Raw genomic sequence first — 21,923 nt, forward strand, 5'->3', positions numbered from 1 at the left:
AATCACCATGGGGTACCCTAAAAATGGACCCTCCGACTTCGCCGAATAAGGACCAACGTCATGAAAACGCTGCTGGCTTCGGCCATCTTTACTCTCTCCGCCGTTCTTGGCCTGCCGGCTTCGGCGGCGGAGCCCATCGTCGTGTCTTCCAAAATCGACACCGAAGGCGGCCTGCTTGGCAACCTGATCTATCAGGCCTTGAACAATGCCGGCCTGGAAGTGGAAAACCGCAGCCAGCTGGGCGGCACCCCCATCGTACGAAAGGCCATTATCGCCGGGGAGATCGATATTTACCCGGAATACACCGGCAACGCCGCCTTCTTTCACCAGAAGGAAAACAGCGACGCCTGGAAGGACTTTGAACAGGGCTATGCCCTGGCCAAGCAACTGGATTTTGATGCCCACCAACTGGTGTGGCTGACCCCGGCCAACGCCAACAACACCTGGGCCATTGCCGTACGCCAGGACATCGCCGAGGCCAACCAGCTGGCCACCATGTCGGACTTTGGCCGCTATGTCAGTGAAGGCGGCGAGATCAAGCTGGCGGCGTCCGCCGAGTTTGTGTCCAGTCCCGCGGTACTGCCGGCTTTTCAGCAAACCTACGGCTTTGCGCTGAACGATGACCAGTTGCTGGTGCTCTCCGGCGGCAACACCGCCGCCACCATCAAGGCCGCCGCCCTGCAAACCGACCACACCAATGCCGCCATGGTGTATGGCACCGACGGCGCCATTGCCTCCGTGGGCCTGGTGGTCATGGACGACGACAAGGGGGTGCAGCCGGTATACGCCCCGACTCCCATCGTGCGGGAAAGCGTGCTCAAGGCGCACCCGGAGATCGCCGGCATTCTTGAGCCGGTGTTCGCATCGCTGGACGTCGCCACCCTGCAGCAGTTGAACAGCCGTATCGCCATCGGCGGCGAAAGCGCCGAAGCCGTGGCCGCCGATTATCTCGCCGGGCTGAGCCAGAACTGATGAACCTTTAGGCCCCAATTTATTGGGGCAAACCATGCAACATGCGCATAGCGTAGCTGCCGCTTTAGCTGGCAGAGCCTGTGCAACAGGCTTTTAGTGCACAGCCGCCTGCATGTTTGCGCCGGCTAAAACGGCGACTACATAAACACGGCGCTGTCTTCAACATGGACCCCCGCCTTCGCGGGGATGACAATAAGCGCGGTGATGACGGTATTCAGCGATGAAGGAGTTGCTTTGACCTTACCCAACACCGACAAGGTCGGCGGCCTGCTGGCTCTGGCACTGGTGGCCAGCCTGCTGGCGCTGCCCTTTGTCGGCCTGCAACCCAACCGCATTCTGCCCGGCGAGGCCCTGGGGCTGCTGACCGCCGCCGGAACACTCGGGCTGTGGCCGCTGCTGTTACTGCCGCTTTGCCTGGTGAACCTCGGGCTCAGGCTGCGACTGCTGCTTACCGCCCTGGCCCTGCCGCTGCTGGTGGCCACCGCCGGCCACACCGCCACCGCCCTGCTGAGCGATGCCGGCCCGCTGGCCCGGGTGTCGCTGGGGGCGGGATTCTGGCTGGGGCTGTTCTGGCTGTGCCTGCTGATCACCGATACCGCCCTGCGACTGAAGCTAGGGCCATTGGCCCGGCTGGCACTGGTGGCCGCCGTTACCAGTACCGTTTTTGCGCTGCTGGCATCGGGTCTGTGTGACAACCTGTCACTACTGAAAGAGTTTCACCACCGCAGCGACTTCTGGCGTCAGGGTCTGCGCCATCTGCAACTGGCATTGGGTAGCATTATTCCGGCGGTGCTGGCGGGCATTCCCTTAGGGATGGCCTGCCACCGCTCGCCGGCGTTGCGGGCGGCGCTGTTTCCGGTGCTCAATATATTGCAGACCGTGCCCAGCCTGGCCATGTTCGGCCTGCTGATGGTACCCCTGAGCCTGCTGGCCAGCGCCCATCCCTGGCTGGGGGAGCTCGGCATTCGCGGCATTGGCGCCGCCCCGGCGGTGATCGCCCTGTTTCTGTACTCGTTGCTGCCCATCGTCAGCAACACGGCGCTGGGCTTTGACCGGGTCGACGCCCGTGTGCGCGAGGCGGCCACCGCCATGGGCATGAGCCGCCGCCAGCGGCTGTGGCAGGTGGAATTTCCGCTGGCCTTGCCGGTGATCCTGAGCGGCCTGCGGGTGGTGGTCACGCTCAACATCGGCCTGGTGGCGGTGGCGGCCCTGGTGGGCGGCGGCGGCTACGGCACCTATATCTTTCAGGGGCTGGGACAGACCGCCACCGATCTGGTGATCCTGGGCGCCCTGCCCACCCTGCTGCTGGCGTTTTTGTTCGCCACCCTTATCGACACCCTGATTGCCCTGCAACAAGGCCGGCATCCATGATTGAAGTCACGCACCTCTGCAAGCGATTTGGCACTCAGCTTGCCGTTAATGATCTTTCGTTCAAGGTGGAACGCGGCCAGTTCTGTGTGCTGGTGGGTACCTCCGGCTGCGGCAAGTCCACCACATTGCGCATGCTCAACCGGCTGATTGAGCCCAGCGCCGGCGAGATTTTGATCAACGGTCAGAACGTCACCACCCTGCCCGCGGAGCAACTGCGCCGGCGCATTGGTTACGCCATTCAGGGGGTGGGGTTGTTCCCGCACCAGACCATTGCCCGCAACATTGCCACCGTGCCCCGGCTGCTGGGCTGGAGCAGGGCCGACATCGACGCCCGGGTCATCGAGCTGCTCAACCTGTTCCGGCTCGATGCCACCACCTTTGCCGGCAAATACCCGCACCAGCTTTCCGGCGGCGAACAGCAGCGGGTGGGCGTGGCCCGGGCGCTGGCGGCCCACCCCGAGCTGCTGCTGATGGACGAGCCCTTTGGTGCCCTCGATCCGCTTACCCGCGAACACCTGCAGGACGAGCTGCTGCATATTCAACAACTGCTGGGCATTACCATCATCATGGTGACCCACGATCTGGAAGAAGCGATCAAGCTGGCCGATGTCATCGCGGTAATGGACAAGGGCGAAATCCTGCAGATGGACAGCCCCGAAGCCCTGCTGCGCCACCCGAAACCGGGCTTTGTACAGAGCCTGGTGGGTGGCCAGGACAGGGCCCTGCGGCTGCTCGCCACCCAGACCCTGGCCGAGATCATGACCCCGGCCAATACCCTCGCCGGTCCGGCCATGGCCGCCGGCACCAGCCTGCGGGACGCCATGGCCGAGCTGATGTGGCAGGGCGCCGACCGGCTGACCGTGGTGGATGGGGCCGGCAAGCCCATCGGCGCCGTGACCCTGAGCGCGCTGCTGAAACAGGGATCCGGCGCATGAGCCGCACCCTCGGCTGGCTGGTGCCGGCACTGCTGCTGACGCTGCTCACCGTCAATATGGAGATGCTGGAACCCTTGTTTCGCCCTCTGGTGGATGAACGCGCCCCGGTCATTTATGCCCGCGACAGCTTTGCCCACCTGCTGGGCTGGCATGCCCTGGCGGTGTTTGCCGCCATTGCCGCGGCCACCCTGCTGGCACTGGGGGCCGCGGTGGCCGTGACCCGGCCGGCGGGGCAGCCGTTCTTTCCCCTGGCCCGGGCCGTGGCCAACCTGGGCCAGACCTTTCCGCCGGTGGCGGTACTGGCCCTGGCGGTGCCGGCCCTGGGCTTTGGCCTGACGCCCACCCTGGTGGCCCTGCTGCTGTACGGCATGTTGCCTATCTTTGAAAACGCGGTCACCGGCCTGCAACAGATACCACCCAGCGTACGCGAAGCCGCCCGGGGCATGGGCATGACGCCCCTGCAACGGTTGTGGCGGGTAGAGTTACCATTGGCCCTGCCCACCCTGGTGGCGGGCATTCGTATCTCGCTGGTGATCAGCATTGGCACCGCCACCATTGGCTCCACGGTGGCGGCCAAAGGCTTTGGCGAAGTGATCATCGCCGGCCTGCTCACCGACAACCTGGCCTTTGTACTGCAAGGCGGCATCATGGTGGCACTGATGGCCATGGTGCTCGACGCCCTGTTCCGCCGCCTGGAGCAGCGGCTGACGCCACCGGGCGGGTGAGCCCCTAATCGTCACTCCGGCGAAGGCCGGAGTCCAGGGCGGCTTGCACCGTCACCGGCAGAATGGACCCCCGCCCTCGCGGGGGTGACATTCCTTGAATGACTTTCCTTACGGTCTCGCCAATCCCAGATGCTCCCGCAGGGTGCGACCTTCATACTCGGTGCGGAACAGGCCGCGGCGCTGCAGCTCGGGCACCACCTGATCCACAAAGTCCTCAATGCCCGCGGGCAGTGACGGCGGCATCAGGTTAAAGCCGTCGGCGCCCTCATTGCGGAACCACTGCTCCATGCGGTCGGCAATCGACTCCGGCGTGCCCACCATGGTGCAGTGGCCGCCGCCGGCGGCAAGCCGGCCCAGCAGCTGGCGCACCGTCGGCTGCTCGGTTTCAATAATGCGCAAGATAGTGGCGTAACGGCCCTTGGGCCCGGTGAACACGTCGAGTGACGGCAGTGCCGGCACCGGCGCGTCCAGCTCCCAGCCGGAGCAGTCCTGGCCCACGTAGGTACCCAGCTGGCGCAGCGAAGCGTCGGCGGGCAACAGCTCATCCAGCTCCCGCTGCTTGGCCTTGGCCTCGGCTTCGGTAGAAGCCACATAGGTCACCAGCCCCGGCATGATGGGTACGTCCACGTTGCGTCCAGCCTCCTGCACCCGGCGCTTGATGTCCCGGTAATAGTCCTGGGCCGCCGGCAAATCGTAGGCCACGGCGTAAATGGCCTCGGCGCACTGGGCCGCCAGTGCCCGGCCCTGCTCCGAGGCGCCGGCCTGGAACAACACCGGGTGGCCCTGGGGCGGACGTGGCACATTGAGCGGTCCGTCCACCAGAAAGAACTCGCCGTGGTGATTGATGGGGTTCACTTTTTCCGGATCGGCGTAGTGGCCGGCACGATCCATCACCAGGGCCCCTTCCTGCCAGGAGTCCCACAGTTTGATCACCACGTCCACGAATTCTTCGGCCCGGCGATAACGCTCGGCGTGGGCCGGCATGGCCTCGTAGCCGTGGTTGCGGGCTTCCACGTCGAACATGGAGGTGACCACGTTCCAGCCCATGCGGCCATTGGAAATATGATCCAGCGAGGCCATCATGCGGGCGGCATGAAAGGGCGTGAAAAAGGTGCTGGAGACGGTGCTGATAAAACCAATGCGATCCGTGGCCCGGCTCATGGCCGCCATGGCGGTGAGTGGCTCCAGAAACCAGTAGCTGCCGTCTGCCACATTGCCGGTGGACTGGCCGTCAGCAAAGAACACCGCGTCCAGCTTGCCGCGCTCGGCGGTTTGCGCAAGCCGCTCGTAATAACGAATGTCCCCCAGCTGCTCCACGGCGGAATGGGGATGACGCCAGGCGGCTCTATGGTGGCCGCACCCGAACAGAAACAGGTTCAGGTGCATCATGCGTTGCTTGCTGCTCATCAGTTTTTCACCAGACCGCCGTCCACCACCAGGTTCTGGCCGGTGACCGAGCGCGACCAGGGGGAGGCAAAGAACAGGGTGGCGTCGGCAAATTCCGCCGGCGTGGTCACCCGGCGCAGCGGGGTGCTGGCGGCGATGTAGTCAAACACCGCTTCCGGGGTGGCGGCGGAAGCGTCGGTGGTGCGCAGCAGGCCGCCGGACACCATGTTGACGGTAATGCCGTCGGGGCCCAGGTCCTGGGACAGGGTGCGGGTCAGCGACAGCAGCGCCGCCTTGGCGGCGGTGTAGTCGTGGTAAGGCACCACCGGGTTCTGGAACAGGTTGGTACCCACGTTGACGATGCGGCCAAAGCCCTGCTTGCGCATGCCGGCCAGCGCCGCCCGGGTGGTGTTGATGGCACCGCCCACCACCCCTTCCAGCTGCTGGTTGAGGTGCTCCCAGGCCAGCTCATTGGCGTGAGTGCGGGCATCGCCGTTAAAGGAAAACGCCGGCAGGGCGTTGTTGATGACGGTGGTTACCGGGCAGCCGAAGTGGGCCTCGGCCTGCGCAAACATGGCCTGCACGGCGGCGGCGTCGGTCACGTCGGCCTGAATGGCCAGGGCCTGCTGCGGGGACTCGGCGGCCAGCTTTTGGGCCGCCTCGGCGCTGTGCAGGTAGTTGATCACCACCCTGGCACCCTCGCGCAGAAAGGCGCGCACCAGCTGTTCGCCCAGGCCGCGGGCACCGCCGGTGACCAGCACCAGTTGTTCATTAAGTTGAATGGACGTTTGCATTTTCTACCTCGAAGCTGAGGCGAAGGCATGATGAGGCAGCAATGGCACGAACCGGCAGGCTGACATCCCTTCGCCAGTATGAACTGGATCAGGTTCAACGGGTGTTATCTCAGCCCTGCATGCAGGACACCCCGTGTCTCGGCACAGACCATAACATACCCCTGCGCCCAAGGGCGAGAGGCGTGAGGGGTAAGGTGTGAGGTGAACAATCACCCGCCAGACGGCCTGTTTTCCCCCCTCACCCTTTACGCCTCACCCCTTACGTTTTCAGAAGTTTGGTGAAAAAGGCTCGCGGGTGGATAATAAAGGCCTCAAAAGCCATGGATAACGCCGAGCCGACAATGACAACCACACTGACCATTACCCGCCCCGACGACTGGCACCTGCACCTGCGCGACGGGGCGCAACTGACAGATACCGTGCGCGACGCCAGCCGCTACCTGGGCCGCGCCCTCGTCATGCCCAACCTGGTGCCGCCGGTGACCACCACCGAGCTTGCCAACGAATACCGCGAACGCATTCTGGCGGTACGCCCCGAAGGCAGCCAGTTTGAGCCGGTGATGAGCCTGTATCTCACCGACAACACGCAGCCCGAAGAGATCCGCAAGGGTCGCGCCAGCGGCGCCATCGTAGCCTGCAAACTGTACCCGGCCGGCGCCACCACCAACTCCGACTCCGGCGTGACCGATGTGAAAAACATCTACCCGGTGCTGGAAGCCATGCAGGAAACCGGCACCCTGCTGCTGGTGCACGGTGAAGTGACCGACTCGCGCATCGATATCTTCGACCGGGAAAAAGTGTTCCTGGAAACCGTGCTGCCCGACGTGGTGCGCGACTTCCCGAATCTCAAGATTGTGCTGGAGCACATCACCACCGAGCACGCGGTGCACTTTGTGGAGCAGGCCGGCGACAACGTGGCCGCCACCATCACCGCCCACCACCTGCTGTTTAACCGCAACCATATGCTGGCGGGCGGCATTCGTCCCCATTACTACTGCCTGCCCATTCTCAAGCGCAACACCCACCAGCAGGCCCTGGTGCGTGCCGCCACCAGCGGCAGCAAGAAGTTCTTTATGGGCACCGACTCGGCGCCGCACTTCCAGCACCGCAAGGAAGCCGCCTGCGGCTGCGCCGGTGCCTACACCTCCCACGCCGCCGTGGAGCTGTATGCCGAAGCCTTTGAAGAAGCCGGCGCGCTGGCCAAGCTGGAAGCCTTTACCAGCCACAACGGCCCCGACTTCTACGGCCTGCCCCGCAACCAAGACACCATCACCCTGGTGAAAGAGTCCTGGACCGTGGGCGAAACCCTGCCCCTGGGCGGCGACCAGCTGGTGCCCATTCGCGCCGGCGAAACCATCGGCTGGACGGTAAAATAACCGTCATGGCACTCAGCAACGCGGCCCCGGCCGCGTTTTTTTATGCCGGCATAAAATCGGCCTGGCGCTCGGCAATCCTCTGCTTGAGAAAACGGGTAAAGGCCTGCACCTTGGCCGAACGGTGCAAATCCCCGTGGCTGGTCAGCCAGAGGTCATAAGTCCAGTCTGGCGGGGGCGGCAACAGGGGCAGCAGCTCAGGGGCCAGGCTGGCCTGCCAGCAGCTCAGCGGGCCACAGCCCAGCCCGGCCTGCAGCGCGGGAATAAAACCGGTGAAATCCTGCACCCGGTAGAAGATTTGCGCCGCCGGAACATGGGCCTCCATCCAGCGCATAAACACGCTGCCGGGCCGTGGCTGCGTGGTGCTGACAAAACGGTGCCCGGCAAGCTCGTTCAGGGAATAAAGAGGGCCGTGGCGGCGCACATAGTCACGACTGGCATAAAGGGTGCTCGCCGCCCGGGTCAGGTGCTGCACCACATAATCCGGGTCTTCCGGCTTATGGCCCGAGCGTATGCCCACATGGGCTTCACCATGATCCAGCCGGAACACCCGCCGGTCGGCGGCATATTCCAGCCGAATGTTCGGGTGCCGTTGCTGAAACTCGGCCAGCAAGGGCGTCAGGTAGGGTACCAGGTTGTTGACCGAGGTCAGGATCAGGGTCCCGGCCAGGGCCTCGCTTTCCCCCACCCGGGCGCGCATGCGACTGAACGCCTCTTCGGCCTGAACCGCGGCGGCCAGCAACGCCTGGCCGGCCTCGGTGGCCACGTAGCCCCGGGCGTGACGATGAAACAGGCGGGTGCCCATGCGGGCTTCCAGCGCGTTGATCCGCCGCAATACGGTGCTGTGGTGCACCTCCAGCTGATGGGCGGCCGCGCTCAGCGAGCCCAGCCGGGCCACCTGGTAGGCGGTGTAAATGTCTTGCCAGTCATTCATCTGTGCATTCATGCACATTACCTCTGCACCAATTCTGTTTTTCTTCATTTTTGCACATGGAATACTGACCACCAACCCGAACATCATCCTTCATCACAGGAGTCAGACCATGCATACCCTCGACGCCATCACGACCCGCCGCGCCATCAAGCAATACGATGCGACTTTTCGCATGCCCGAGGCCGACATCGAGCAACTGTTTCAGTACCTGCTGCAGGCCCCCACCTCCTTCAACCTGCAACACTGGCGCTTTGTGCAGGTGGAAGACCCGCAGTTGCGGGCCGAGCTGCGCGCCGCCGCCTGGGATCAGGCGCAAATCACCGACGCCTCCCTGCTGCTGGTGCTCTGTGCCGACACCCAGGCCTGGCAGAAGGATCCCGGCCACTGCTGGCGCGACGCCCCCGCCGACGTCCGCGACCAGATGCTGTCGATGATCCACGGCTTCTACGCCGGCAAGCCGCAACTGCAGCGCGATGAAGCCCTTCGCTCCGTGGGCATCGCCGCCCAGACCGCCATGCTGGCCGCCAGGGCCATGGGCTACGACAGCTGCCCCATGATCGGCTTTGACGCCGAGCGCGTGGCCGAGCTGATCCGGTTGCCCGAAGGCCACCTGGTGGGCATGATGCTGACCATTGGCAAGGCCACCAGGGCCGCCCGACCCAGGGCGGGACAACGGGCCCTGGAGAGTGTGCGGATACGGGATCGTTTCGCCGACTGAGCCGGCGAACGGCATTCGGGAGAAAAGCCATGACCATGCAAACCTGGCACGCCCACGGGCGTGTGCTGCTCGCCACCCTGTTCGTGGCGGGCTCCTTTATCATCTCGGCCCGGCTGGCAACCGAGGCCCCGCCGGCCTCCCTCACCCTGCTGCGCTTTGTGCTGGCCGCCGCCCTGCTGCTGCCCTGGGTGCTGTGGCGCGCCGACCGGCGGCAGCAACTGTGGCGGGCCCTGCCCCGGGGGCTGCTGATCAGCCTGTTTTATTCGCTGTTTTTCATTCTGCTGTTTGAGGCGCTGCACAGCACCACGGCCCTGAACACCGGCACCCTGTTCACTCTGGTGCCTCTGCTGACCGGCGTGGCGGGCATCTGGCTGCTGCGCACCCGCATCACCACCGTGCAGGGGATCAGCTACCTGCTGGGCATGGTAGGGGCGCTGTGGGTGATTTTTGAGGGCAGCCCGGCGCGGGCCCTGGCGCTGCAGCTCAATCCGGGGGATCGGCTGTTTCTGCTGGCGGTGCTGAGCATGTGCGCCTATTCGCTGTGCATGAAACTGCTGTATCGCAACGATTCGGTGGCCATACTCACCTGCGCCACCTTGCTGGGCGGTGCGGTCTGGATGGGGCTCATGGTCTGGCTGACCGATACCCCCCTGCAATGGCAAGCCCTTGAAGGAGGCGACTGGCTGGCCATGGGCTACCTGGTGGTGTGCGCCACCCTGGCCAGCGGCTATCTGTTTCAGGGGGGCAGCATTCACCTTGGCCCGCAACGGGTGATGGCCTACACCTACCTCAACCCGGCGGCGGTCGCCCTGCTGCTTTGGCTGTTTGGCGGCGAACCGGTGGCGGCCAGCCTCTGGCCCGGCATCCTGCTCTCCTGCCTGGCCACCTGGTGGCTGCAACGCCAGACCGCAGGCCGCGCCCTGTCCGCCGCGCACCCGGCCCGTCGCTGACGGGGCCGCCGCCCGCATTGACAACCACGCCGCCGCCCCTTACCCTCGTTTCGCTATTCCTGGGGGAGCCCACACGGGCTGAGACTCCGCCACACCGGCGGTAACCCTTAGAACCTGATCCGGGTAATGCCGGCGAAGGGAAGGAAACGAAGGATCCTGCAATCCCGATCCGCCCTCTCCCTCTTGTCGCCCGCATGCCCCGGCCATTTAGTGCCCACCCGGGCAGAGGGAGAACACATGCTGGACACCACCACCGCCATTTTATGGCTCTGTTTATTTGCGGCGGTCTTCGCCATTCCGGGTCTGCTTTACGCCCGCCGGCAAAACGATCAGCCGGAAGACTTTATCGTGGCTCGCAACAGCCAGAGCGGCAGCGCCACCACCCTGACCCTGCTGGCCACCACCATGGGCACCTGGATTTTATTCGGTCCGGCCCAGGCCGCCACCTGGGGCGGCATTGGCGCCGTTACCGGTTACGCTCTGGGGGTGTTGGCCCCCCGGCTGGTGATGATTCCGCTCGGCAAGCGCATTCGCGAGCTGATGCCCGCCGGCCACACCCTCACCGAGTTTGTGCTGGGCCGCTACGGCCGGGGCATGTACGGCTTTGTGCTGGTGATCATGCTGTTCTACCTGTTTATTTCCCTCACCGCCGGCCTCACCGCCATCGCCCAGATGGTGGCGCTGCTGGCGCCGGTGCCGCTGTGGGCCACCGCCGGCATTGTGATGGCGGCCACCCTGCTCTATACCCTGTATGGCGGCCTGCGGGTGACCATTTTCACCGACCGGGTGCAGATGCTGGTGATACTGCCGTTTCTGCTCACCCTGATTGTGCTGGGTTGGCAGGCCACCGGCGGCCTGGCCCCGGTGCTGGCCGGCCTGCAGCAAACCGCCCCGCACCTGCTTGACCCGCTCGACACCACCGGGCTGAAGTCGGGCCTGACCTTCTTCCTCGCCGTGGTGCTGACCGGCCTGTTCTACCAGGGCACCTGGCAGCGGGTGTTTGCCGCCCGGGACAACAAGGTCATTCGCAACGGCTTTATTCTGAGCGGCGTGCTCAGCTTTCCCATCATCTTCATCATGGGGCTGTTTGGCCTGGCCTTTGTGGGCCTGGCGCTGCCCGGCGATGGCTCGGTGGCGCTGTTCAGCGTGCTGATGCCCAACATGCCGCTGTGGTTTGCCATTGGCCTGCTGCCCTTTGGCCTGGCGCTGATCATGAGCAGCGCCGACTCCACCATCAGCGGCCTCACCAGCATGCTGGTGGTGGATCTGCGCCGGCTGCTGCCGCAAACCAGCGTGCACACCCTGCTGGGCCTGTCGCGCTGGCTAATCGTGCTGGTGTCGATTCCGGTGCTCTATGTGGCCTCGCAGGGGTACAGCGTGCTGTATCTGTTCCTGCTGGCGGACCTGCTGTGCTGCGCCGCCGCCTTTCCGGTGTTTTTCGGCTTTTACAACGCCCTCTATCAGGGCTGGAACGCCATGCTCAGCACCCTCGGCGGCCTGGTGGCCGGCCTGATGCTGTTCCCCGCCCCGGGCCAGGCCGCCACCCATTTGCTGGAGTCGTTCCTGCTGGCTACCCTGGTGCCGGTGGCCATTTCCATCCTGCTGCTGCTGGTGCCCAGCCGGCCCTTTGACTTTAATGCGCTGGCCGGCCGGGTGCGCAGCCTGGAAAGCTGAGTTCGTTTCGTCGCAACCGTTTCGTCGTAAAAACAGTACCGGCGTGCCATAAGGCCGCCGGTTTTTTTGTGCCCGAGACCGCCCTGTTCATTCTGATCGCTGCCGGCAGACGTTTTTTCCCTCATAATGGCGCAACCTGAACAAGCCACTTGATGTTAAAGAGTACCCCTATCCGTGAATGAGTTTCTGCAACTATTCGACAACCCGGCGCTGATCTGGACCCTGGGCCTTGCCAGCCTGGTGAGCTTTATCGGCTCCCTGATCATTATTCCCTGGCTGGTGGTGCGCATTCCGGTGAATTACTTTTCCGGTGAATACCGCCACCGGGTGCCCTGGGCCAAACAGCATCCGCTGATCCGCTGGCTGCTGCTGATCCTGAAAAACCTGCTGGGGCTGGTGTTTCTGCTGGTGGGCATTGCCATGCTGGTGCTGCCCGGTCAGGGATTGCTGACCATACTGATCGCCCTGGTGCTGCTGAATTTTCCCGGCAAATACCAACTGGAACGCCGGCTGTTCAGGATGCCCTCGGTACGCAATGGCGTGAACTGGCTGCGCAAACGGGCCGGGCGGGAGCCGCTGAGGTTTGATGGTGAGGGGTAAAGAGCCACCCGTTTGTGTATCAGAAACCTTTAAACACTCGCAAAAGTCGCAGTCAGCATTGCTTTTTGCTTCTCGACTACAGACAATAAGCGCCATACGAAACAAACCTTAAATTTAATCCGAGCAGTGTCGAATTGTCGACTAGTTTATTTTCTCGTTTCAACTCATATTTAGTCATTTAACTACACCTAAAACATAAAAAGGTTAATGCTAATGTATATTAAAAAAATAGCAATAAAAAACCTTGGGCCTATAAGTGAGCTCAACATCACACCTCGCTTCAACGACCAAGGCGATTCAATACCAATTATTCTTGTCGGACAAAACGGAGCAGGAAAGTCTTTGACGCTGGCAACAATACTTGATGCCATGACAGAATCAAGAAAGAAGCATTTCAGAGAGTTAGAAGAGGTTGGGGAAACAGAATATATAAGAGTATCTTCAAAAAAATACATTAGAAAAAACAGTGGCTTTAGCTATGTTTATGCAGAAATATCAAATAGCTTGGCTGAGCTTAAGTTTCATGAGGTAGTGTCAAGATTACCCAATGAAGATTTTAAACAAATTGCAGGACAAATAAACGACATCCCCAACCTTTACAATGAAGAGTTCTCAAGATCTGGATTTTACAAAAATGCGGTCACCTCTGGTGCATACCAAGAAGAACTAAGCAAACTATCATTCCTGTACTTCCCCTATTTTCGGTATGAAGCTGCGTACTGGATGAATAAAAAAGCAAACATAAACCTTCTAAAAGAAGATAATTTCTACGGCCAACCAAAAATAAACACGATAAGGACAAATATTATTAATGAGACTCAAAGGTGGATATTAAACATCATTTTGGACCGAGAGGTGCACGAGAAATCAATCGGTGATTTACAACTATCAAATGGATTAACCGTAAGGCAGTTTCAGGGATATCACGGCCCCAACACACAGCTATTAAATATGATAAATGAAATACTCACTGCTATGTTTAAGGCCAAAGATAAAAATATTGAGTATGCTAGAGTAGGGATAGGGCGAAAGGGAAACAGAGAGATTACTGTTATTTTAAAAAATAAAAACTCAAATGATGAAGAAATAGTTGCACCAGAGTTAAGCCAGTTATCTTCAGGTGAATTGATGACATTAGGGCTGGCGACAGAGATAATAAGAGCCTACGAACTTGTTAGCGGAAATACACCCGAAAAACTTAATGAAATAACAGGCATCGTTCTCATAGATGAGGTTGATTTACACCTCCATGTAAACTTTCAAAAAGCAGTGCTACCACTAATAATAAGAGAATTCCCCAAAGTACAATTCATAATAACAACTCATTCCCCATTATTTCTTTTGGGAATGGATGAGAGCGGGGACGTTGACATTTTCAACTTACCTCTTGGCAATAAAATTTCAGCTGAGGATTTCACTGAGTTCAAGCAAAGCCACGAAATATTCCTTAATAATAACAAAAAATTTCAAGAACGATATAACGAACTAAAGTGTGAATTAGAAAAAGACAGCCGGCCTTTAATTATTACTGAAGGCAAAACAGATTGGCAACACATAAAGCTAGCACTAGAAACTTTGAGAGCATTAGGTGAATTCAAAGATCTTCACATTGAATTCTTAGAGTTTGACAGCAACGTTGATATGGGTGATATAAAGCTCAGCCAGATGTGTGAATACATGGCAGATTTACCACAACAAAGAAAACTAATATTTATCTTTGATAGAGATAACCCAAAAATAATCAAAAAAATGACTCAGGATGAAAAGTGTTACAAGTTCTGGGGAAACAAGGTTTACTCTGTCTGCTTACCGACACCACCTCACAGGGTAGGATATAGCAACTTAAGCATTGAACTTTATTACAAAGATGTTGACTTGCGAACAGAAGAGCCGGAGTCAAGAAAAAGGCTATGGTTTACTAACGAAATAGAGATCATCACACTACCAACAAACGGAGAAAAAACATATAGAACTCTAAAAGAACCAAACCAAAACCATGAATGTGATAAAAAGGTATTTGATCAACCAGCAGATAAAATAACAAATAGCAATGGTCAATATGTAGGCCTTTCAAAGTCAGCTTTTGTAGAGAAAATAGTTAAGAGAGAAGAAATATCTGAAAGCTTTGAACGGAGTGCCTTTAGATTACTCTTCCATGTAATTGCAGAGATCTGTGAAATATAGAAGTCAAAGTAAAACAGTTAAGTTAATAACTAGAAAGCTATCATTTAGCTTTCTAGTTATTAGTTAAATAAAGTTTAACAATACAAGTAATTTATATATAAATAAGATTTTTAACTTACAAACCTGCGACACAATAGTTTCATCAAAGCGCCACTTTTATCTTACTTCAAACCACCGTCATTTCGGCGAAGCTCTTGCAGCCTCCCTATTTGGTTTGATAGACCGGCAGCGTGCTCAGCCAGGGCAAGCTGTGGGCGGTGCTCCCTTCACTTCATCCCCAACCGCTTCGCCAATTTATGCAGGTTACTGGGATCCACTTCCAGCAGGCGGGCGGCGGCGGCCCAGTTGTGGTCGGTGGCGGCCAGGGCCTGGGTAATGGCCTGTTGCTGGGCCTGGTTGGTGGCCTGTTGCAGACTGACCATCGGGATGGGTGTCACCGCGGCAGGCTTGTTTTCCGCCTGAACGGGCTGGGCCAGTGGCTCATTGCCGGCCAGGTCCAGCAGTTCCGGCTCCAGGGTAATGATGTCGGCGCGGTCGGCGCCCCGGCTCAGGGCCTTGATGGCGGCGCGACTGATCACATGCTCCAGCTCGCGCACGTTGCCGGGCCAGGTGTAGGCACACAGGGCGCGTTCGGCAGCGGGGGACAGCCGCAGGCTGCGCAGGCCCAGCCGGCCCCGGTTCAGCTCGAGAAAATGGCCGGCCAGCACCAACACGTCGTTTTCCCGCTCCCGCAACGGCGGAATGGGCACCGGATACACCGACAGCCGGTGGTAGAGATCGGCGCGAAAATGGCCGTCGCGCACGCTGTCGTGGAGCTGGCGGTTGGTGGCGGCAATTACCCGCACGTTCACCTTGCGCGGCGCGTCTTCCCCCAGCCGCTGAATTTCGCCATTTTGCAGCGCCCGCAGCAGCTTGGCCTGAATGCCCAGCGGCAGCTCGCCCACTTCATCCAGAAACAGGGTACCGCCGTCGGCGGCTTCAAAGCGGCCGGGCCGGGCATTGCCGGCGCCGGAAAAGGCGCCCTTTACGTGGCCGAACAGCTCGCTTTCGGCCAGGGATTCCGGCAGGGCGGCACAGTTCACCTGCACCAAGGGCCGGTCCCGCCGGGGGGAGCGCTGGTGCAGGCGGCGGGCGAACAGGTCTTTGCCCACCCCGGTTTCCCCGGTAAGCAGCACCGGCAGATCCGAGTCGGCCACCACGTCCAGCTCGTGCAGCAGCCGCTTGAGCCCGGTGCTCTGGCCCAGAATTTCCCCTTCCTGGTGATCGCCCAGGGGCACAGGCGCATCCTGCCGGGCCAGGCGCAGGGCGCGAATGTCCCGCTCCAGCCGGGTCATGCGCACCGCGGCAGCCACGGTCAGCGCCAGCCGTTGCAGCGAGTCTTGAGCATCCTGATCAAAGGTGCCGGCGGTGAGCGCGTCCAGGGTCAGGGCGCCCCACTGTTCGCCGTTCACATAGAGGCTGATGCCCATGCAGTCGTGCACCGGCAGCGCCTCGCCCACATGGTGTTCCAGCAGGCCGTCGTAGGGGTCGGGCAGGGGCGAGTCGGGGGCGAACGCCACCGTGCTGCGGCTGGCCAGAATGGCCGCCAACCGCGGGTGCTGGGCCACCACAAAGCGCCGCCCCAGCGCTTCGCGCACCAGGCCTTCTACCGCCACCGGGCTGAGCACGCCGTCCTGCAGCCGCAATAAACACACGGCGCCGCAGCCAAAATGCTCGCGCATCATGCGCACCAGACTCTGGAGCCGCACGGCACTGGGCAACTCGGCGGCCAGATCCGCCAGCAGGAGTTCATACAACATGGTTATTTTCACCATTAAAGGGTTTTATTTACCCTAATCGAGCAGGGTAAAAAATACCATCAACAATTATTAATCCATTTAAATCAATGATTTAAAAAGTGGCACGCAAGTTGCCACTTATGAGCCAAGGGTAACATGAACAAGGAGCCATATCATGAGCCTGCTCAACCATTCCCTGGGCACACTGGCCCGGGACATTCCGGGAGCCACCCGGGTATTTCATCATTACCGGCTGGATTATTGCTGTGGCGGTAACGTGCTGCTGAGCGAAGCACTGGCCGAACGCGGGCTGGACAGCGCCGAGGTCATTGCCCGGCTGGAAGCCCTGCCCGCCCGCAACGAAGACGACACCAACTGGGCCGAAGCCGGCACCGGTGAGCTGATCGATCACATTCTGGCTCGCTACCACGAGGTGCACCGTCAGCAGTTGCCCGAACTGATCGGGCTGGCCCGCCGGGTGGAAGCGGTACATGAAGAGCATCCGCTGTGCCCCAAGGGGCTGGCGGATCACCTGGAAGAAATGCGCCAGGAGCTGGAAAGCCACATGCAGAAAGAGGAGCAGATTTTGTTCCCCATGCTGCGCCGGGGCCTGGGGGCGCAGGCGGTGGGGCCCATCAGCGTGATGCGCATGGAGCACGACGATCACGGTCAGGCGCTGGCCAAACTGCTGGAGCTGACCTGCCATTTGTCCCTGCCCGCCGATGCCTGCGCCAGCTGGCAGGCGCTGTATGCGGGCATTGAAGAGCTGCAAAACGACCTGATGCAGCACATTCACCTGGAAAACAACATTCTCTTTTCTCCTTCCCGACACCAGGAGGTGCAGCATGGCTAACTACCGTCGCCTTTGGCTGTTGTTGTTAGTGGTTCTCGGCATTACCTTTGCCATTCTTGGTTATTTCGGGCGCGAAGTGTACCGGGTGGCGCCGCCCATTCCCGCCCAGGTGGTCACCGAAAACGGCACCCTGCTCACCACCCACGACGGCATTCTCGACGGCCAGACCGCCTGGCAGTCGGTGGGTGGCATGCAACTGGGCTCCATCTGGGGTCACGGTGCCTATCAGGCGCCGGACTGGACCGCCGACTGGCTGCATCGGGAGCTGGTGACCTGGCTGGAGCTGGCCGCTCAGGAGGAATTTGGCACCGCCTACGCCAACCTCGACGGCGAGCAGCAGGCCGTACTGCAACACCGGCTGAAGCAGGAATACCGCACCAACGGCTATGACGCCGAGGCCGACGTGCTGGTGGTGTCGGAGCGCCGGGCGCAGGCCATGGCCGACACCGCCGCTTATTACGATCAGTTGTTCAGTGACGATCCGGCCCTGCGCTCCACCCGCCAGAGCTTTGCCATGAAGGAGAACACATTGCCCAGCGCCGAGCGCCGGGCCGACATGACCAACTTCTTCTTCTGGACCGCCTGGGCCGCCGCCACCGAGCGCCCGGACAGTAACGCCACCTATACCAACAACTGGCCCCACGAGCCGCTGATCGGCAACAAGCCCACCGCCGAGAACATCGTCTGGTCCATCGTCAGCGTGGTGCTGCTGATCGCCGGCGTGGGCGGTCTGGTGTGGGCCTGGTCGTTCCTGCGCAAGGAAGACGAAGCCGAGCCCAAGGCCCCGGCCAAAGATCCGCTCACTACCTTCAAGCTCACCCCGTCACAGAAAGCGCTGGGCAAGTATGTGTTCCTGGTGGTGGCGCTGTTTACCTTTCAGGTGCTGCTGGGCGGCGCCACCGCTCACTACACGGTGGAAGGCCAGCATTTCTACGGCATTGAGCTGTCGAAGTGGTTCCCCTATTCGCTGCTGCGTACCTGGCACATTCAGAGCGCCCTGTTCTGGATTGCCACCGGCTTTCTCGCCGCCGGCCTGTTCCTCGCTCCCATCATCAACGGCGGCAAGGATCCCAAATACCAGGCGCTGGGCGTGAACGTGCTGTTCTGGGCGCTGGTGGCGGTGGTGGTGGGCAGCTTTGCCGGCAACTACCTGGCCATTGCCCAGATCATGCCCGAAAACCTCAACTTCTGGCTGGGTCACCAGGGTTATGAATACGTGGATCTGGGCCGGCTGTGGCAGATTGGCAAGTTCACCGGCATCGTGCTGTGGCTGGTGCTGATGCTGCGCGGCGTGGTACCGGCGCTGCGCCAGCCCGGCGACCGCAACCTGCTGGCCCTGCTCACCGCGTCCTGCGCCGCCATCGGCCTGTTTTACGGCGCCGGCTTCTTCTACGGCGAACGCACCCATATCTCGGTGATGGAATACTGGCGCTGGTGGATTGTGCACCTGTGGGTGGAAGGCTTCTTTGAAGTGTTCGCCACCACCGCCCTGGCCTTTATCTTCTGCAGCATGGGGCTGGTGTCCCGCCGCGCCGCCACCACCGCCAGCCTGGCCTCGGCCTCGCTGTTTATGCTGGGCGGCATTCCCGGCACCTTCCACCACCTGTACTTCTCCGGCACCACCACCCCGGTGATGGCGGTGGGCGCCACCTTCAGCGCCCTGGAAGTGGTGCCCCTGGTGGTGCTGGGTTACGAGGCCTGGGAAAACTGGCGCCTGAAAAACAGCGCCCCCTGGATGGAAAACATCAAATGGCCGCTGATGTTCTTTGTGGCGGTGGCCTTCTGGAACATGCTGGGCGCCGGTGTGCTGGGCTTTATGATCAACCCCCCGGTGGCGCTCTATTATATTCAGGGCCTGAACACCACCCCCACTCACGCCCACGCGGCCCTGTTCGGGGTGTATGGCTTCCTCGCCCTGGGCTTTGCCCTGCTGGTGCTGCGCTACATTCGCCCCAACCTGGTGTTCAGCGAGTCGCTGATGAAAACCGCCTTCTGGTGGATGAACGGCGGCCTGGTGCTGATGCTGTTCACCAGCGTGCTGCCGGTGGGGGTCATTCAGTTTATCGCCAGCGCCAGCGAGGGCCTGTGGTATGCCCGCAGCGAAAGCTTTATGCAGCAGGGCCTGCTGCAAACCCTGCGCTGGGTGCGCACCTTTGGTGACGTGGTGTTTATCGTCGGCGCCCTGGCGGTGACCTGGCAGGTGATCATCGGCCTGCGCCAGCCCGCCGCCCATGCCGGCAGCCTGGCCATTGAGCCCCAGGAGTGCGACGTGCCCGAGCTGATGTCGAAGTAAAGTCTGGAAGTTGTTAGTCTGGTTTGGCCCCGCCTGGCGGGGCCTTTTTTATGCCCGCCAAGTGCTGTTGCTGGTAGCTGCCCTGATCGCGGGCGTAGCCGCCGTGTTCGCCGGCTATGGTTTCAGCCTGCTCCCTGGCTGCTCCGGCAGACATGGACTGGCTTTCCGGAATGGGCAGGCATATTCTGGGAGCATTCATCTCCCGACCATTCGAAGGTAAAAATGCAATACCCGATCACCGGCGCATGTCAGTGCGGTAATGTCACCTACGAATTACTTTCCGAGCCGCTTATGGTGGTGGCCTGTCATTGCAAGCAGTGCCAGAAGCTTTCCACCAGCGCTTTCAGCATCACCGCCGTGGTCAAGGCCGACGCCATCCGGTTTCATGGAAACATGCAGGAATGGCGCCGAACCGCAGACAGCGGCAACATCAACGGTGCGAAGTTTTGCCCGACCTGTGGCAACCGGATCTACCACTTCAATCCGGAAGATCCCGACACCATCAAACTGAAACCGTCAAATCTGACAGACACAAGCATTATCAAGCCGGTGGCTCACGTCTGGACAAGCGAAAAACAAGACTGGTACACCATACCGGAGGGTGTCGCCGTGTATGAGCAACAGCCGTAACATTCATGTTTAAAAGGGAACCCAATGGAATTCGATATCTTTATTGTTGACGCCTTTACCGACCAGCGCTTTAAGGGTAATTCGGCAGCGGTGGTACCGGTGGAAACCTGGCCCGACGCCGCCGTCATGCAGGATATCGCATTGGAAAACAATCTGTCCGAAACCGCTTTTATCAGACGTGCAGGCGACAACCAGTATGAGATCCGCTGGTTTTCACCGTTAACGGAAATCGCCTTTTGTGGCCACGCCACCCTGGCGGCTTCCTTTGTCTTGTTTACCGAATACGGGCTTAAAGGGGAAATCGAATATCTGACCACCCAGGTGGGGTCATTGACCGTATCGCAACGGGAAGGCAACAGGATAGAAATGAGCTTTCCCAATCAAAAGCCGGAACCTGTTTCTATTGTGCCGAATGCCTTGCTGCAAGGCCTGACCATCAAACCGGTGCAGGTGCTGAAAAATCGGCAAGCCTATTTTGCCGTGATGGAGAGTGAGGCCGACGTCAAGGCAGTGGGCTATGACACCGCATCATTAAAACAGCTGGCGCCGCTGGATGTCGTGGTCACCGCAGCTTCCACAGAGTACGACTTTACTTCCCGGTACTTCTGGCCCGCCAATGGTGGCGACGAAGATCCGGTGACCGGTTCCATTCATGCCGGTCTGGCCCCTTACTGGAGTGAACGGCTGCAAAAAACCGAACTGGTGGCCCGTCAGGCCTCAAAAAGAGGCGGTGTGCTGCACTGTGTCATGGCGGAAGACCGGGTGCTGGTTTCCGGCCACGGCGTCCTTTACCTGAAGGGCAAAATTTACCTGTAACGCGACCGACGCTGCCATGCTGAATCGCATTACGTGCATTGGCAAGGAGAGCACTATGAATCAGCCCGAACATATTCCCGCCCGCCTGGCCAGCGTCGGCGGCATTCCGGTGGCCCGTTTGCTGCCCGTTCGCCAGCGCCGGCTGATCGGCGCCTGGTGTTTTCTTGATCACGCCGGCCCCGCGCAGTTTGCCGCCGGCGAGCCGGGGTTGCGGGTGGGGCCCCATCCGCACATTGGCCTGCAAACCTTTACCTGGATGCTCAAAGGCCGGGTGCTGCACCGGGACAGCCTGGGCCACGAGCAGATCATTCAGCCCGGCCAGGTCAACCTGATGACCGCCGGCCGGGGCATTGCCCACAGCGAGGAATCGGTGGCCGGCGAGCGAGCACTGCACGCGGCCCAGCTGTGGATTGCCCTGCCCAAGGCCGACCGCCATACCCCGCCCCGCTTTGATCACTACCCCCGGCTGCCGATGTGGTCGCAACAGGGGGTGTGCTTTACCCTGCTGGCGGGGGACTACGCCGGGCACAAGGCCCCCACCCTGCTGTTTTCACCGCTGGTAGGGCTGGACTTGCACGCGCACCAGCCTGCCCGGCTGGAATTGCCGCTGCGCCCGGAGTTTGAATACGGCCTGCTGGTACTAGAAGGCGCCATTACTTTGGCGGGAGTGCGGACCGGGCCCGACGAGCTGGTGTATCTGGGGGCGGCGCAGGAGTGGCTTGAACTCGGCCTGGAGCAAGGTACCCGGGTGCTGTTGCTGGGCGGCGAGCCGCTCAAGGAGCGGATTTACATCTGGTGGAACCTGGTGGGCCACAGCGAGACCGAGATTGCCGAGGCCCTGGCCGACTGGCAGGCGGGCAGCCCGCGCTTTGGCGACGTGCCGGGGTTTGACGGCGAGCCCATGGCGGCGCCGCCATTGCCTGCCGGACTGAAATAA

The 21,923-nt window shown here is 60.6% G+C and carries 20 protein-coding genes and 2 riboswitches; of the genes, 15 read left to right on the forward strand and 5 right to left on the reverse strand.

What is annotated here, in order from left to right; genetic code table 11:
* Window positions 1-60 precede the first annotated feature (60 nt).
* The 4 genes from GU3_RS00375 (at window position 61) to GU3_RS00390 (ending at window position 4,003) form a co-directional block, all read left to right on the forward strand.
* On the forward strand, window positions 61-972 hold the full coding sequence (locus tag GU3_RS00375; protein ID WP_014290568.1) for an ABC transporter substrate-binding protein: 912 nt from the start codon (window positions 61-63) through the stop codon (window positions 970-972).
* A 234-nt stretch (window positions 973-1,206) separates the two neighbouring features.
* The gene (locus GU3_RS00380) at window positions 1,207-2,343 is read left to right on the forward strand and encodes an ABC transporter permease (protein WP_014290569.1); all 1,137 of its coding nucleotides are present in this window, start codon (window positions 1,207-1,209) and stop codon (window positions 2,341-2,343) included.
* A complete protein-coding gene (locus GU3_RS00385; RefSeq protein WP_014290570.1) occupies window positions 2,340-3,278 on the forward strand; it encodes an ABC transporter ATP-binding protein in 939 nt (312 codons plus the stop codon). The genes GU3_RS00380 and GU3_RS00385 overlap by 4 nt, the downstream gene beginning before the upstream one ends.
* Window positions 3,275-4,003 carry an ABC transporter permease gene (locus tag GU3_RS00390; RefSeq protein WP_014290571.1) on the forward strand — a complete coding sequence of 243 codons (729 nt, stop codon included), beginning with the start codon at window positions 3,275-3,277 and terminating at the stop codon, window positions 4,001-4,003. Before GU3_RS00385 ends, GU3_RS00390 begins: the two co-directional genes overlap by 4 nt.
* A gap of 108 nt (window positions 4,004-4,111) precedes the next feature.
* On the opposite strand, the gene GU3_RS00395 is transcribed toward GU3_RS00390, so the two are convergent.
* Both GU3_RS00395 and GU3_RS00400 read right to left on the reverse strand, forming a co-directional pair.
* The gene (locus GU3_RS00395) at window positions 4,112-5,410 is read right to left on the reverse strand and encodes an LLM class flavin-dependent oxidoreductase (protein ID WP_014290572.1); all 1,299 of its coding nucleotides are present in this window, start codon (window positions 5,408-5,410) and stop codon (window positions 4,112-4,114) included.
* Entirely contained in the window at window positions 5,410-6,183 is a 774-nt protein-coding gene (locus tag GU3_RS00400; RefSeq protein ID WP_014290573.1) for a 3-oxoacyl-ACP reductase, read from the reverse strand. Before GU3_RS00400 ends, GU3_RS00395 begins: the two co-directional genes overlap by 1 nt.
* A 48-nt stretch (window positions 6,184-6,231) precedes the next feature.
* Window positions 6,232-6,327, reverse strand: a riboswitch (TPP riboswitch).
* 197 nt (window positions 6,328-6,524) lie between these two features.
* Between GU3_RS00400 and pyrC the strand changes: the two genes are divergently transcribed.
* The gene (pyrC, locus tag GU3_RS00405) at window positions 6,525-7,559 is read left to right on the forward strand and encodes a dihydroorotase (protein ID WP_014290574.1); all 1,035 of its coding nucleotides are present in this window, start codon (window positions 6,525-6,527) and stop codon (window positions 7,557-7,559) included.
* A 40-nt stretch (window positions 7,560-7,599) separates the two neighbouring features.
* On the opposite strand, the gene GU3_RS00410 is transcribed toward pyrC, so the two are convergent.
* On the reverse strand, window positions 7,600-8,490 hold the full coding sequence (locus GU3_RS00410) for a LysR family transcriptional regulator (protein WP_014290575.1): 891 nt from the start codon (window positions 8,488-8,490) through the stop codon (window positions 7,600-7,602).
* Between the two features lie 109 nt (window positions 8,491-8,599).
* Between GU3_RS00410 and GU3_RS00415 the strand changes: the two genes are divergently transcribed.
* From GU3_RS00415 to GU3_RS16565, 5 genes are all read left to right on the forward strand, one after another.
* The gene (locus GU3_RS00415; protein WP_014290576.1) at window positions 8,600-9,208 is read left to right on the forward strand and encodes a nitroreductase family protein; all 609 of its coding nucleotides are present in this window, start codon (window positions 8,600-8,602) and stop codon (window positions 9,206-9,208) included.
* A gap of 29 nt (window positions 9,209-9,237) precedes the next feature.
* On the forward strand, window positions 9,238-10,158 hold the full coding sequence (locus tag GU3_RS00420; protein WP_014290577.1) for a DMT family transporter: 921 nt from the start codon (window positions 9,238-9,240) through the stop codon (window positions 10,156-10,158).
* Window positions 10,159-10,209: 51 nt separating this feature from the next.
* Window positions 10,210-10,316: riboswitch (TPP riboswitch) on the forward strand.
* Window positions 10,317-10,395: 79 nt separating this feature from the next.
* Window positions 10,396-11,832 (forward strand): sodium:solute symporter, encoded by a 1,437-nt coding sequence (locus GU3_RS00425; protein WP_014290578.1) that lies wholly within the window; start codon window positions 10,396-10,398, stop codon window positions 11,830-11,832.
* A gap of 174 nt (window positions 11,833-12,006) precedes the next feature.
* On the forward strand, window positions 12,007-12,432 hold the full coding sequence (locus GU3_RS00430; protein WP_014290579.1) for a PGPGW domain-containing protein: 426 nt from the start codon (window positions 12,007-12,009) through the stop codon (window positions 12,430-12,432).
* 213 nt (window positions 12,433-12,645) lie between these two features.
* Window positions 12,646-14,616: an AAA family ATPase gene (locus GU3_RS16565; protein ID WP_014290580.1), complete on the forward strand. Its 1,971-nt coding sequence runs from the start codon at window positions 12,646-12,648 to the stop codon at window positions 14,614-14,616.
* A gap of 266 nt (window positions 14,617-14,882) precedes the next feature.
* Here the strand turns inward: GU3_RS16565 and norR are convergent, their stop codons facing one another.
* On the reverse strand, window positions 14,883-16,415 hold the full coding sequence (gene norR / locus GU3_RS00440; RefSeq protein WP_014290581.1) for a nitric oxide reductase transcriptional regulator NorR: 1,533 nt from the start codon (window positions 16,413-16,415) through the stop codon (window positions 14,883-14,885).
* A gap of 154 nt (window positions 16,416-16,569) precedes the next feature.
* Here norR and ytfE point away from each other — a divergent pair, with 154 nt between their 5' ends.
* Together ytfE and GU3_RS00450 are read left to right on the forward strand one after the other, a co-directional pair.
* Window positions 16,570-17,247 (forward strand): iron-sulfur cluster repair protein YtfE, encoded by a 678-nt coding sequence (ytfE, locus tag GU3_RS00445; RefSeq protein ID WP_014290582.1) that lies wholly within the window; start codon window positions 16,570-16,572, stop codon window positions 17,245-17,247.
* Window positions 17,240-19,540 carry a nitric-oxide reductase large subunit gene (locus tag GU3_RS00450; protein WP_014290583.1) on the forward strand — a complete coding sequence of 767 codons (2,301 nt, stop codon included), beginning with the start codon at window positions 17,240-17,242 and terminating at the stop codon, window positions 19,538-19,540. The genes ytfE and GU3_RS00450 overlap by 8 nt, the downstream gene beginning before the upstream one ends.
* Before the next feature lie 13 nt (window positions 19,541-19,553).
* Here GU3_RS00450 and GU3_RS17205 read toward each other — a convergent pair whose 3' ends face one another.
* Window positions 19,554-19,694 carry a hypothetical protein gene (locus GU3_RS17205; RefSeq protein WP_158308458.1) on the reverse strand — a complete coding sequence of 47 codons (141 nt, stop codon included), beginning with the start codon at window positions 19,692-19,694 and terminating at the stop codon, window positions 19,554-19,556.
* Window positions 19,695-19,762: 68 nt separating this feature from the next.
* On the opposite strand from GU3_RS17205, the gene GU3_RS00455 reads away from it, so the two are divergent.
* Genes GU3_RS00455 through GU3_RS00465 form a run of 3 tightly spaced genes read left to right on the forward strand, consistent with a single transcriptional unit; the run spans window position 19,763 to window position 21,923 of the window.
* Entirely contained in the window at window positions 19,763-20,170 is a 408-nt protein-coding gene (locus tag GU3_RS00455; protein WP_041542809.1) for a GFA family protein, read from the forward strand.
* A 24-nt stretch (window positions 20,171-20,194) separates the two neighbouring features.
* Window positions 20,195-20,986: a PhzF family phenazine biosynthesis protein gene (locus GU3_RS00460; protein ID WP_014290585.1), complete on the forward strand. Its 792-nt coding sequence runs from the start codon at window positions 20,195-20,197 to the stop codon at window positions 20,984-20,986.
* A 55-nt stretch (window positions 20,987-21,041) separates the two neighbouring features.
* Window positions 21,042-21,923, forward strand: a complete 882-nt coding sequence (locus GU3_RS00465) for a pirin family protein (protein WP_014290586.1) — start codon at window positions 21,042-21,044, stop codon at window positions 21,921-21,923.

The organism is Oceanimonas sp. GK1, assembly GCF_000243075.1.
Lineage (GTDB): Bacteria > Pseudomonadota > Gammaproteobacteria > Enterobacterales > Aeromonadaceae > Oceanimonas.